General features: G+C 68.9%; 11 protein-coding genes and 4 tRNA genes. 11 read left to right on the top strand and 4 right to left on the bottom strand.

The features are described from left to right. Nucleotides 1-26: 26 nt before the first annotated feature. The 4 genes from KSF81_RS20890 to KSF81_RS20875 all read right to left on the bottom strand — a co-directional run bounded on the left by KSF81_RS20890 (nucleotide 27) and on the right by KSF81_RS20875 (nucleotide 2012). Nucleotides 27-101: transfer RNA gene (locus tag KSF81_RS20890), tRNA-Thr, on the bottom strand. 97 nt (nucleotides 102-198) lie between these two features. Next, nucleotides 199-441 carry a hypothetical protein gene (locus KSF81_RS20885; protein WP_254453660.1) on the bottom strand — a complete coding sequence of 81 codons (243 nt, stop codon included), beginning with the start codon at nucleotides 439-441 and terminating at the stop codon, nucleotides 199-201. Between the two features lie 107 nt (nucleotides 442-548). Further along, on the bottom strand, nucleotides 549-1313 hold the full coding sequence (locus KSF81_RS20880; protein WP_217380595.1) for a 2-keto-4-pentenoate hydratase: 765 nt from the start codon (nucleotides 1311-1313) through the stop codon (nucleotides 549-551). A 12-nt stretch (nucleotides 1314-1325) separates the two neighbouring features. After that, nucleotides 1326-2012 carry an RNA methyltransferase gene (locus tag KSF81_RS20875; protein WP_217380594.1) on the bottom strand — a complete coding sequence of 229 codons (687 nt, stop codon included), beginning with the start codon at nucleotides 2010-2012 and terminating at the stop codon, nucleotides 1326-1328. Between the two features lie 358 nt (nucleotides 2013-2370). Between KSF81_RS20875 and KSF81_RS20870 the strand changes: the two genes are divergently transcribed. The 11 genes from KSF81_RS20870 to rpoB all read left to right on the top strand — a co-directional run bounded on the left by KSF81_RS20870 (nucleotide 2371) and on the right by rpoB (nucleotide 11969). Continuing rightward, nucleotides 2371-2453 (top strand) — tRNA-Tyr (locus KSF81_RS20870). A gap of 160 nt (nucleotides 2454-2613) precedes the next feature. Then, nucleotides 2614-2687, top strand: a tRNA-Gly gene (locus KSF81_RS20865). 112 nt (nucleotides 2688-2799) lie between these two features. Next, nucleotides 2800-3987, top strand: a complete 1188-nt coding sequence (gene tuf / locus KSF81_RS20860; protein WP_217380593.1) for an elongation factor Tu — start codon at nucleotides 2800-2802, stop codon at nucleotides 3985-3987. A gap of 64 nt (nucleotides 3988-4051) precedes the next feature. After that, a tRNA-Trp gene (locus KSF81_RS20855) sits at nucleotides 4052-4128 on the top strand. 101 nt (nucleotides 4129-4229) lie between these two features. Continuing rightward, nucleotides 4230-4424 carry a preprotein translocase subunit SecE gene (secE, locus tag KSF81_RS20850; RefSeq protein ID WP_217380592.1) on the top strand — a complete coding sequence of 65 codons (195 nt, stop codon included), beginning with the start codon at nucleotides 4230-4232 and terminating at the stop codon, nucleotides 4422-4424. Nucleotides 4425-4437: 13 nt separating this feature from the next. Beyond that, nucleotides 4438-4974 (top strand): transcription termination/antitermination protein NusG, encoded by a 537-nt coding sequence (gene nusG, locus KSF81_RS20845; protein WP_217380591.1) that lies wholly within the window; start codon nucleotides 4438-4440, stop codon nucleotides 4972-4974. A 146-nt stretch (nucleotides 4975-5120) separates the two neighbouring features. Next, entirely contained in the window at nucleotides 5121-5555 is a 435-nt protein-coding gene (gene rplK, locus KSF81_RS20840; RefSeq protein ID WP_217380590.1) for a 50S ribosomal protein L11, read from the top strand. Between the two features lie 3 nt (nucleotides 5556-5558). After that, nucleotides 5559-6260 carry a 50S ribosomal protein L1 gene (gene rplA, locus KSF81_RS20835; protein ID WP_217380589.1) on the top strand — a complete coding sequence of 234 codons (702 nt, stop codon included), beginning with the start codon at nucleotides 5559-5561 and terminating at the stop codon, nucleotides 6258-6260. Nucleotides 6261-6570: 310 nt separating this feature from the next. Next, on the top strand, nucleotides 6571-7095 hold the full coding sequence (gene rplJ, locus KSF81_RS20830) for a 50S ribosomal protein L10 (RefSeq protein ID WP_217380588.1): 525 nt from the start codon (nucleotides 6571-6573) through the stop codon (nucleotides 7093-7095). 108 nt (nucleotides 7096-7203) lie between these two features. After that, a complete protein-coding gene (gene rplL, locus KSF81_RS20825; protein ID WP_217380587.1) occupies nucleotides 7204-7587 on the top strand; it encodes a 50S ribosomal protein L7/L12 in 384 nt (127 codons plus the stop codon). A gap of 203 nt (nucleotides 7588-7790) precedes the next feature. Further along, nucleotides 7791-11969 carry a DNA-directed RNA polymerase subunit beta gene (gene rpoB / locus KSF81_RS20820; protein ID WP_217380586.1) on the top strand — a complete coding sequence of 1393 codons (4179 nt, stop codon included), beginning with the start codon at nucleotides 7791-7793 and terminating at the stop codon, nucleotides 11967-11969. The last annotated feature ends 53 nt before the right edge of the window (nucleotides 11970-12022 follow it).

Genomic DNA, 12022 nt, shown 5'->3' with positions numbered 1-12022 from the left:
GCGACACGGAGCCACTTGTAGGAGCTTGGTGCCGGGTGAGGGGATCGAACCCCCGACCTTCGGTTTACAAAACCGCTGCACTACCGCTGTGCTAACCCGGCGCGCCGCCAGCGATAGCGCGGGCGCGGCCCAGGCTCAACCACTCAGGCTCAACCACCCAGGCTCGACCGGCAGCGGCGCCGGTGCCAGTATTGCGGCTCAGGCATGGCCCACCGGGCCGAAGGCGTCCTGGTTGGTGGTCCGCACCACCGCGGCGAAGAGCCGCAGCGCATCCGGGCCGCCACGGTCGTTCAGGGTTCCCTGGTCCATCTCCTCGGCCAGAAGCTCCGCATGTTCGGCCAGGGTCTCGGCGGCGCGGCGCAGCGCCTCCCGCGACAGGGCGAGCTGCATTTCGTCGGGCAGTGTGTTCCAATCGGCGCGCGGCATGGCTTTCCCATCCATGTCGCCATCCTGGCGTGCATCGGCAAAGATCCGCCCACCGGGGCGGCGACCGCATCCTGCCCCGCCACCGGTTAACGCCGGCTTTCCCGCCTTGGCCAAACGGCTTTTCAGACGAAGCGCAGCCGCGCCATGCCCAGCAGATCGAAATCCGCCTCCACCAGGCAGGGCCCCTCCAGCCAGATCGGCGGCGTGACGGAGCCGAGCCATACCACCTGGCCGGCCCGCAGCCCGCCGAAGACCGCCGCCGCGCCCGATCCTGCCAGCCAGGCCAGCGCCTCCAGCGGGTGGCCGAGCAGATCCCGCCCATGCCCGGCGGCGCGCACCTGGCCATCCACCCGCAACTCCCCCCGGGCGGCGCCGAGATCCACCGCGCGCCAATCCGGCACCGGCGCGCCGAGCAGCCCGGCGGCGTGGAAGACCTGATCGGCGATCAGGGTAGGGGTGCCGAGCGCGGCCAGGTCGCCATAGCGCTTCTCGACGATCTCGATGGCCGGGAAGACCTCCGCCACCGCCGCCGCCGCCTGCTCGCGCGTGCAGGGGCCGGGCGGCAGGTCGCGGCCGAGCCGGAGCCCCACCTCGCATTCCACGCCGACATTCAGGAAATCCGCGAATCGAAGGGTCGCGTCATTGGGGCGCAGGCTCTCGGCCGGGACGAAGCCGGCGGCCGGGCCGGTGAGGCCGAGATAGTCCTGCATCTGCTTCGTGGTGGCGCCGATCTTGAAGCCGGCCGGCGGCACCGCACCCAGCCGCTCCGCCACTTGGCGCTGGATGGCGTAGCCCGCTTCCGGGTCGGCCGGCGCGGCGGCGCCCAGCGGGGCCAGCAGGCGCCGCTCCCGGCGGGCGGCGAGGATGGCATCGGCGGCTTCGGTCATGCTGCGTCTTCCCTATTTGCGCGCGAGTTCATAGAGCGCGACCGCCGCGGCGGCAGAAACATTCAGGCTTTCCATCTCGGGCGCGATCGGCAGCCGGGCCAGCTCGTCGCAGGTTTCGCGGGTGAGGCGGCGCAGCCCCTCGCCCTCGGCGCCGAGCACCAGCGCCACCCGCCTTCCGTCCAGCCCATGCGCCACCTGCGCCAGGGTCACCGGCGCCGCGGCGTCGAGCCCCACCACCCAGAGCCCGGCCCGCTTCAGCTCCCCCAGGGCGCGGGCCAGGTTGACCTCCCGCACCACCGGCACGACCTCCAGCGCGCCGGAGGCGGCGCGGGCGAGGGTGCCGGTCTCGGGCGGTGCGTGGCGGTCCTGCAGCACCATGGCCGCGGCGCCGAAGGCGGCGGCGGAGCGCAGGATGGCGCCGACATTCCGTGGATCGGTCACCTGGTCGAGCACCAGGACCGGCCCCTCCGCATGCGCCAGCGCCCGGTCCAGCGGCATGTCGGGCAGCGGGTCGGCCAGCAGGGCGGCACCCTGATGCACCGAATCCTCCGGCAGGAAGCTGGCGAACCGGGCGCGCTCGGCCCGCTCGGGCGCGATGCGCCAGGGCAGCGGCAGCCGGGCGGCGAGGGTAGCTTCCGCCTCCTCGGTCAGCAGCAGGCGGCGCAGCCGGCGGGCCGGATTGGCGAGAGCCGCCGCCACCGGATGCAGCCCATGCAGCCAGACACCGCCCTCCCGCGGATTGCCGGCGGCTGGCGGCGGGCCGCGCCGAGGCGCGCCCGGGCGGCCGGGTGCACGGCCGCCGGGGCGGTCGTCGGAGCCATGGGGAGCGCCGTGAGGGGCGCCATGGGGCGCGGAGTGCGGGCGCGGCGGGGATCGGCGCATCGGGCCATCCTGCCTGGCGCGGCGGCGCTGGCAAGGCGTGGCGTGCGGGCGGGGGCGGAATCTCGCTACGATTCCGCCTCGATGGCCGGGGCACGTTGACAGGCCAGGACGAAACCGGATAGTCCGCGCGCTCCCGGCGGGCCCGGCCTGGAAACAGGCGCGGAAGGCTGGATACGGAGGGGTGCCCGAGTGGCTAAAGGGGACGGACTGTAAATCCGTTGGCTTGCGCCTACGTTGGTTCGAATCCAACCCCCTCCATTCCGGCCGGTCCGCCACGGCGGCCATTGCGTCAGGATCTCCTGACGCAGGGTTGCGGTGGCGGAGGATCCCGATGGGAGATATCAGGCCGCGCGGCATGGTGGCTGCGGGGCTGTTCGGTTTGCCGGCGGCTTGAGTCGGGTCGGTACGCCTGGGCTATGCGGGTGTAGCTCAATGGTAGAGCCCCAGCCTTCCAAGCTGGTTGTGCGGGTTCGATTCCCGTCACCCGCTCCAGCGCGGCAGGCCTGGGGGTGAGCCAGGGGTCGAGGATGCCGGCCGGTCCCGCTTGGCGGGAAGGGTTTGCGGGGTCGGTGAAACGGGTCAGACGGGGTAGTGGAGCCGGGCGATGGCGAAGGCGAAGTTTGAGCGGACGAAGCCGCACTGCAACATTGGCACGATCGGGCATGTGGATCATGGCAAGACGTCGCTGACGGCGGCGATCACCAAGGTCCTGGCGAAGGCGGGCGGTGCGACGTTCACGGCCTATGACCAGATCGACAAGGCGCCGGAGGAGAAGGCGCGGGGCATCACGATCTCGACCTCGCATGTCGAGTACGAGACGGCGAAGCGGCACTACGCGCATGTCGACTGCCCGGGTCACGCGGATTATGTGAAGAACATGATCACCGGGGCGGCGCAGATGGACGGCGCGATCCTGGTGGTCTCGGCGGCCGACGGCCCGATGCCGCAGACGCGCGAGCACATCCTGCTGGCGCGGCAGGTGGGTGTGCCGGCGCTGGTGGTGTTCCTGAACAAGACCGACATGGCCGATCCCGACCTGCTGGAGCTGGTCGAGATGGAGGTGCGGGAGCTGCTGAGCGCCTACAAGTTCCCGGGCGACGACATCCCGATCATCCACGGCTCGGCGCTGTGTGCGCTGGAGGACCGCGACCCCGAGAAGGGCGAGCAGGCGGTGCTGAAGCTGATGGAGGCGGTGGACGCCTACATTCCGCAGCCCGAGCGCCCGGTGGACCGCCCCTTCCTGATGCCGATCGAGGACGTGTTCTCGATTTCCGGCCGCGGCACGGTGGTGACGGGCCGGGTCGAGCGCGGCGTGGTCAAGGTAGGCGAGGAGGTCGAGATCGTCGGCCTGAAGCCGACGGTGAAGACCACGGTGACGGGCGTCGAGATGTTCCGCAAGCTGCTGGACAGCGGCCAGGCGGGGGACAACATCGGGGCGCTGCTGCGCGGCACCAAGCGGGAGGATGTGGAGCGCGGCCAGGTGCTGGCGGCGCCGGGCTCGATCACCCCGCATACCGGGTTCAAGGCGGAAGCCTATGTGCTGACCAAGGAGGAGGGCGGGCGGCATACGCCGTTCTTCACCAACTACCGGCCGCAGTTCTACTTCCGGACCACGGACGTGACGGGGATCGTCAAGCTGCCCGAAGGGGTGGAGATGGTGATGCCGGGCGACAACGTGACGATGGACGTGGAACTGATCGCGCCGATCGCCATGGACGAGGGCCTGCGCTTCGCCATCCGCGAGGGCGGCCGCACCGTCGGCGCCGGCGTCGTCGCAGAGATCGTGAAGTAGCGGGTTTCCAAACGCGGCGCTTGCACCTAGGGTTGGCCTGCCGGCCGGATGCAAGCGCCAAGATAGGGGCGTAGCTCAATTGGCTAGAGCGCCGGTCTCCAAAACCGGAGGTTGGGGGTTCGAGACCCTCCGCCCCTGCCACTCTTCCGGCCCCGCCGGGCTGATCTGATTTCGTTGCGGGTGGCGCCCCGATGGGGTGCCACCCGTGCTGCTATGTGCATGGAACGCAAAGGTAGGCTGAGTTGGCCAAGCTGAATCCCGCGTTGTTCGTCCGGGAAGTGCGGTCGGAGGTGGCGAAGGTCACCTGGCCGACCCGCAAGGAGACGCTGATCACCACCGGGCTCGTGCTGGCAATGTCGGCACTGGCGGCGGTGTTCTTCCTGGTCGCCGACCAGTTGATCGCGTTGGCCATGCGCGGCGTGTTCGGACTCGGCTGAGGAAACGGGAATCATGGCCGAGAAGCGCTGGTACGTCGTCCACGTCTATTCGGGCTTCGAGAAGAAGATCGCGCAGCAGATCAAGGAGCAGGCGGCGCAGAAGGGGCTCGGCGACAAGATCGACGAGATCCTGGTCCCCTCCGAGGAGGTGACCGAGGTCCGCCGCGGCCAGAAGATCAATTCCGAGCGCAAATTCTTCCCCGGCTATGTGCTGGTGAAGATGGAGATGTCGGACGAGGCCTGGCACCTGGTGAAGGATACGCCGAAGGTCACCGGCTTCCTCGGCGCCCGCAACAAGCCGGCCCCGATCACCGAGGCCGAGGCGCAGCGGATCGTCAACCAGGTGCGGGAGGGGGTCGAGAAGCCCCGTCGCCCGAGCGTCACCTTCGAGGTGGGCGAGCAGGTGCGGGTGGCCGACGGCCCCTTCACCAGCTTCATGGGCTCGGTCGAGGAAGTGGACGAGGAACGCGGCCGGGTGAAGGTCAGCGTCTCGATCTTCGGCCGCTCGACGCCGGTGGAACTGGAATACAGCCAGGTCGAGAAGGTCTAGACGCGGGGGCTGGCGGGGTCTATAGGCCCGCCTCCGCCGACGCGGCCTGGGGGTTTCCCGGGCCGCTTGGCGTTGCAGGGAACGCGGGAGGCCGGGGAAACCGGGCCGCAGGCACCGCGGGCCTCTGACAGGACAGAGGATTGGGCATGGCGAAGAAGATCACCGGCTACATCAAGTTGCAGATCCCGGCCGGCAAGGCGAACCCGTCGCCGCCCGTGGGTCCGGCGCTCGGCCAGCGCGGCCTGAACATCATGGCCTTCGTGAAGGAATTCAACGCGGCGACCCAGGGCATGGAGCCCGGGACTCCGACGCCGGTGGTGATCACCGCCTATTCCGACCGGTCCTTCAGCTTCATCACCAAGACCCCGCCGAACACCTATTTCCTGCTCAAGGCGGCGAAGCTCGACAAGGGCAGCCAGACCCCGGGCAAGGGTGGCGGCGTCGGCCGGGTGACCAAGACCCAGTTGCGGGAAATCGCGGCGGTGAAGATGAAGGACATGAACGCCAACGACGAGGATGCCGCGGTGCGCATGCTGGCCGGATCGGCCCGCGCCATGGGCCTCACCGTGGTGGAGGGCTGACCGATGGCTAGGCAGGGCAAGCGCCTCAAGGCGATCTATTCCAGCTTCGACCGCGACAAGGCCGTTGCGCTGGAGGAGGCGATCGCCATCGCCAAGGCCAATGCGAAGGCCAAATTCGATGAAACCATCGAGATCTCGATGAATCTCGGCATCGATCCGCGCCACGCCGACCAGATGGTCCGCGGCGTGGTCGGGCTGCCGAACGGCACCGGCAAGACCGTGCGCGTCGGCGTTTTCGCGCGCGGCCCGAAGGCCGAGGAGGCGCTGGCCGCCGGCGCCGACGTGGTGGGTGCGGACGACCTCGCCGCCGCCGTGCAGGAAGGCAAGATCGAGTTCGACCGCTGCATCGCCACCCCCGACATGATGGCGCTGGTCGGCCGCCTGGGTAAGATCCTCGGGCCCCGCGGCCTGATGCCGAACCCCCGCCTCGGCACCGTCACCATGGACGTGAAGGGCGCGGTGACCGCCGCCAAGGCCGGCCAGGTGGAATTCCGCGCCGAGAAGGCCGGCATCGTCCATGCCGGCATCGGCAAGGCCTCCTTCGAGCCCGGCCTGCTGCTGGAGAATGCCCGCGCCTTCGTCGAGGCGATCCAGCGTGCCCGTCCGACCGGCGCCAAGGGCACCTATGTGCGGCGGGTTTCCGTCAGCTCCTCCATGGGGCCTGGCGTGAAGGTCGACATCGCCTCGCTTTCGGCGGGCGCGTAACGGGAATTCGCCTGCCCTCCGGGGCAGGCGGGCAGGGCGGGGCCTCGGCCTCTCCCGAACCTGTCCGAGACCGCGGGTGGTCCGCAAGGGCCGTAATGGGGCAGCCGCCCCGCCAGCGATAGACGGGGTGCCGAGAGATTCGCGTCGCGGGGGGCAGGGCCCGCGCGGCGTGCATGGCTTGGTGGTCCGGCTCAGACAGGCGAACCGGGGTTCGTCAGGGCATGGGGGATGTCTCCCGGGCCGTGGCGCGCCCCCGAGTGAACCGGCCGGGGCCCCTCCACAAGGCACCGGTCACCGACGGAGACGGGATTTGGACCGCACGGAAAAGCGCGAGTTCATCGCCTCCCTCGCCACGGTATTCGCCGAAACCTCCTTCGTGCTCGTCGCCCAGAACAAGGGTCTGACGGTCGCGGATGTGAGCGATCTGCGGCGCCGCATGCGGGGCGCAGGGGCGACGTACAAGGTCGCGAAGAACCGGCTGGCCACCCTCGCCCTCGACGGCACCCGCTTCCAGGGCGTCAAGCCGCTGCTGAAGGGTCCGACCGCGCTTGCGTGGTCGACGGACCCGGTGGCGGTGGCGAAGACCGCCGTGGAGTTCGCCAAGGGAAACGACAAGTTCGTGATCCTGGGCGGGGCGCTTGGCGTCCAGACCCTGAACCCCGATGGGGTCAAGGCTCTGGCCGAGCTGCCTTCGCTCGAAACGTTGCGGGCGCAGCTGCTGGGTCTGATCCAGACCCCGGCGACGCGCATTGCCGGGGTGCTTCAGGCCCCCGGTTCGCAACTGGCGCGGGTGTTCAGTGCCTTCGCGAAGAAGGACGAGGCCGAGGCGGCCTGACCGCACTGAGACTGGACCGGACCGGGTTCTGGCGGAGGTCAAGCCTCTTTTGCCGGCCCGGGAGTTGCAAACGGCAAGCCAAGCCATTAGATCGAAGGGCACACAGACATGGCTGATCTCGCAAAGCTGGTGGATGAGCTCTCCAGCCTGACCGTCCTGGAGGCCGCTGAGCTCTCCAAGATGCTGGAGGAGAAGTGGGGCGTCTCCGCCGCGGCGCCGGCCGCGGTGGCGGCTGCGCCCGCTGCTGGCGGTGGCGCTGCGGCGGCACCGGCCGAGGAGCAGACGGAGTTCACCGTCACGCTGGCCAAGGCCGGCGACAAGAAGATCAATGTGATCAAGGAGATCCGCACCATTACCGGTCTTGGGCTGAAGGAAGCCAAGGACCTGGTCGAGGGTGCGCCGAAGGTCGTGAAGGAAGGGGTCAGCAAGGACGAGGCGGAGAAGATCCGCAAGGTCCTTGAGGAGAACGGGGCGGCCGTCGAAGTCAAGTAAGGCCGCATCACCGGCCCCCGGCATCGGCCATGGGGTCCGGACAATGCACTGCGAAGGCACGGGCGGGGACCGCGAGGGTCGCCGCCCGTGCTGCCGTTCCTTCCCCGCGGCGGCCCCTTGGCCGCGCCTGCGGGGACGGGCGGCAGTTGGGAACATGATCGGCGCCGGGCGGGCTGGCCGGGCGAGAGGGACACGGGACAGGCATGAACGCTATCACGAAGTCGTTCACCGGGCGCAAGCGCATCCGCAAGAGCTTCGGACGGCTGCCTGAAGTGGCGCCGATGCCGAACCTCATCGATGTGCAGCGGGCCTCCTACGAGGCCTTCCTGCAGATGGAGGTCAATCCGGACGCACGCAGCCAGACCGGGCTGCAGGAAGTCTTCAGGTCCGTCTTCCCGATCGACGATTTCGCCGGCCGCGGCCGCCTGGAATTCGTCCAGTACGAACTCGAGGAGCCGAAATACGACGTCGAGGAGTGCATCCAGCGCGGACTGACCTTCGCGGCGCCGCTCAAGGTGCGGCTGCGGCTGATCGTCTGGGACGTGGATGAGGATACGGGCAGCCGTTCCGTCCGCGACATCAAGGAGCAGGATGTCTACATGGGCGACATGCCGCTCATGACCGACAACGGCACCTTCATCATCAATGGCACCGAGCGCGTCATCGTTTCCCAGATGCACCGCAGCCCGGGCGTCTTCTTCGACCACGACAAGGGCAAGACCCACAGCAGCGGCAAGTATCTCTTTGCCGCGCGGGTCATCCCCTATCGCGGCTCCTGGCTCGATTTCGAATTCGACGCGAAGGACATCTGCTATGTCCGCGTCGACCGCAAGCGCAAGCTGCCCGCGACCACGCTGCTGCTGGCGCTCGACAGCGCGCATACCGAGCGGCTGCGCATCGAGCGCGGCGACCAGGCGCTGGAGCATGCCGAGATCCGCGGCATGGATGCCGAGGAGATCCTGAACGACTTCTACGGCCAGGTCGCCTTCACCCGCAGCCAGAAGGGCTGGAGCCGGCCCTTCGACCCGGACGCCTTCCGCGGCATCAAGCTGCAGGAGCCGCTGGTCGACGCCCGCACCGGCCAGGTGGTGGCGGAGAAGGACACCAAGCTGACCCCGCGCGCCGCCCGCAAGATCGCCGAGGGCGGCACCACCGAGGTGCTGGTCGGCCGCACCGACCTGCTCGGCCGCTTCGTCGCCGAGGACATGGTGGACATGACCTCGGGCGAGATCTGGGCGGAGGCCGGCGAGGAGCTGACCGAGGTCAAGCTCACCGCTATCGAGGATGCCGGGCTGGACCGGCTGCCGACCCTGGCGATCGACCAGTCGGTCGGGCCCTGGATCCGCAACACGCTCACGGTGGACAAGAACTCCAACCGTGACGAGGCGCTGATGGATCTCTACCGGGTCATGCGCCCGGGCGAGCCGCCGACGCCGGAGACCGCGGAGACGCTGTTCCGCGGCCTGTTCTTCGATCCGGAGCGCTACGACCTCTCGGCCGTCGGCCGGGTGAAGATGAACATGCGCCTCGGCTTCTCCGCCGAGGAGGTGGCCGATACCGTCCGCACGCTGCGCAAGCAGGACATCATTGCCACCATGCGGGTGCTGATGGAGCTGAAGGACGGCCGCGGCCAGATCGACGACATCGACAATCTCGGCAACCGCCGGGTGCGCTCGGTCGGCGAGTTGATGGAGAACCAGTACCGCGTCGGCCTGCTGCGCATGGAGCGCGCGATCAAGGAGCGCATGGGGTCGGTCGATATCGACACCGTCATGCCGCATGACCTGATCAACGCCAAGCCGGCGGCGGCGGCGGTGCGGGAGTTCTTCGGCTCCTCGCAGCTCAGCCAGTTCATGGACCAGACCAATCCGCTTTCCGAGGTGACGCACAAGCGCCGCCTCTCGGCGCTTGGCCCGGGTGGCCTGACGCGCGAGCGCGCCGGCTTCGAGGTGCGGGACGTGCACCCGACGCATTACGGCCGCATCTGCCCGATCGAGACGCCGGAAGGCCCGAATATCGGTCTCATCAACAGCCTGGCCACCTTCGCCAAGGTGAACAAATACGGCTTCATCGAGACGCCCTACCGCCTGGTGCGGGACGGGCAGATCGTGGGCGAGCCGCGCTACCTCTCCGCCATGGAGGAGGAGCGGCTGGTGGTGGCGCAGGCGGATGCGAATGTCGACAACGACAACCGCTTCGCCGATGAGCTTGTCTCCGTGCGCCAGGGCGGCGACTTCCGCCTGGTGAAGCCCGAGGAGGTGACGGCGATCGACGTCTCGCCGAAGCAGCTCGTCTCGGTGGCCGCGGCGCTGATCCCCTTCCTGGAGAATGACGACGCCAACCGCGCGCTGATGGGCTCCAACATGCAGCGCCAGGCGGTGCCGTTGGTGCGCGCCGATGCGCCGCTGGTCGGCACCGGCATGGAGGCGGCGGTGGCGCGCGATTCCGGCGCGACCATCGTGGCCCGGCGCGACGGCGTGGTGGACAGCATCGACGGCGCCCGCATCGTGGTGCGCGCGACGGGCGATGACGGCACCACGCGCGGCGTCGACATCTACCGGCTGCGCAAGTTCCAGCGGAGCAACCAGAGCACCTGCATCAACCAGCGGCCACTGGTGCGGGTGGGCGACAGCGTCCTGGCCGGCGACATCATCGCCGACGGGCCGAGCACGGAACTGGGCGAGCTGGCGCTGGGGCGGAATGTGCTGGTCGCCTTCATGCCCTGGAACGGCTACAACTTCGAGGACAGCATCCTGATCAGCGAGCGGATCGCGCGGGACGATGTCTTCACCTCGATCCATATCGAGGAGTTCGAGGTGATGGCCCGCGACACCAAGCTGGGCCAGGAGGAGATCACCCGCGACATCCCCAATGTGGGCGAGGAGGCGCTGCGCTCGCTCGATGAGGCGGGCATCGTCTATGTCGGCGCCGAGGTGAATCCCGGCGACATCCTGGTCGGCAAGGTGACGCCGAAGGGCGAAAGCCCGATGACGCCGGAGGAGAAGCTGCTCCGCGCGATCTTCGGCGAGAAGGCGAGCGATGTGCGGGACACCTCGCTCCGGCTGCCGCCGGGGGTGACGGGCACGATCGTCGATGTGCGCGTCTTCTCGCGCCGCGGCGTCGACAAGGACGAGCGCGCCATGGCGATCGAGCGCGCCGAGATCGAGCGCTTGGCCAAGGACCGTGACGACGAGAAGTCGATCCAGGAGCGCAGCTTCCACTCCCGCCTCCGGGAGCGGCTGCTGAACCGCAAGGCCTCGGGCGGCTTCCGCGGCGTCAAGGCCGGCACCACCATCAATGACGAGGTGCTGGACCAGTTCGCCCGCGCGACCTGGCGCCAGATCGGCGTGCAGGACGATGCGGCGATGGCCGAGATCGAGGCGCTGAAGCGGGAATTCGACGCGGCGATCGAGCGGCTGCAGAAGCGCTTCGAGAGCAAGGTCGAGAAGCTGCAGCGCGGCGACGAGCTGCCGCCTGGCGTGATGAAGATGGTCAAGGTCTTCGTCGCGGTGAAGCGGAAGCTGCAGCCGGGCGACAAGATGGCCGGCCGGCACGGCAACAAGGGCGTGGTCAGCCGCGTGGTGCCGATCGAGGACATGCCCTTCCTGGAGGACGGCACCTCGGTCGATCTCGTGCTGAACCCGCTCGGCGTGCCGTCGCGCATGAATGTCGGGCAGATCCTGGAGACGCATCTGGGCTGGGCCTGCGCCAGCCTCGGCAAGCAGGTGGGCGAGCTGGTGGAGGAATACCGCCGCTCGGGCGCCATGCGGCAGGAACTGCTGGACCGGCTGCGCGAGGTCTATGGCGAGGAGGTCTTCGAGCGTGACATCGCACCGATGTCGGACGACCAGCTGGTCGAGCTGTCGGAGAACCTGAAGAAGGGCATTCCGATCGCCACCCCGGTCTTCGACGGTGCCCGCATGTCCGATATCGAGGGCATGCTGGACCGGGCCGGCCTCGATACCTCCGGCCAGGTCGTGCTGGTGGATGGCCGCACGGGCGAGCCCTTCGAGCGCAAGGTGACGGTCGGCTACATCTACATGCTGAAGCTGCACCATCTGGTGGACGACAAGATCCACGCGCGGAGCATCGGCCCCTACAGCCTCGTCACCCAGCAGCCGCTGGGCGGCAAGGCGCAGTTCGGCGGCCAGCGCTTCGGCGAGATGGAGGTCTGGGCGCTGGAAGCCTATGGCGCTGCCTATACCTTGCAGGAGATGCTGACGGTGAAGTCCGACGACGTCTCCGGCCGCACCAAGGTCTATGAGGCGATTGTCCGCGACCAGGACAATTTCGAGGCGGGCATTCCGGAATCCTTCAACGTGCTGGTGAAGGAACTGAAGTCGCTCGGCCTCAACGTCGATCTCGAGAACCGCGGCAGCTAGCCGCAATGTGCCACGCGGCCCCCGCCGCGTGGCGCCACCCCTTTTGCGCGGCC

Origin of the sequence: Siccirubricoccus sp. G192 (assembly GCF_019084075.1) — a bacterium.
GTDB lineage: Bacteria > Pseudomonadota > Alphaproteobacteria > Acetobacterales > Acetobacteraceae > G192.
This window is presented reverse-complemented; position numbering and strand designations above follow the sequence as displayed.

Bases quoted from the DNA above. Each gene is read 5' to 3' on its own strand.
- rpoB (WP_217380586.1), top strand. From the start codon at position 7,791: ATGAACGCTATCACGAAGTCGTTCACCGGGCGCAAGCGCATCCGCAAG.
- nusG (WP_217380591.1), top strand. From the start codon at position 4,438: ATGGCCGAGAAGCGCTGGTACGTCGTCCACGTCTATTCGGGCTTCGAG.
- rplA (WP_217380589.1), top strand. From the start codon at position 5,559: ATGGCTAGGCAGGGCAAGCGCCTCAAGGCGATCTATTCCAGCTTCGAC.
- tuf (WP_217380593.1), top strand. From the start codon at position 2,800: ATGGCGAAGGCGAAGTTTGAGCGGACGAAGCCGCACTGCAACATTGGC.
- KSF81_RS20880 (WP_217380595.1), bottom strand. From the start codon at position 1,313: ATGACCGAAGCCGCCGATGCCATCCTCGCCGCCCGCCGGGAGCGGCGC.
- KSF81_RS20885 (WP_254453660.1), bottom strand. From the start codon at position 441: ATGGATGGGAAAGCCATGCCGCGCGCCGATTGGAACACACTGCCCGAC.
- rplK (WP_217380590.1), top strand. From the start codon at position 5,121: ATGGCGAAGAAGATCACCGGCTACATCAAGTTGCAGATCCCGGCCGGC.
- rplL (WP_217380587.1), top strand. From the start codon at position 7,204: ATGGCTGATCTCGCAAAGCTGGTGGATGAGCTCTCCAGCCTGACCGTC.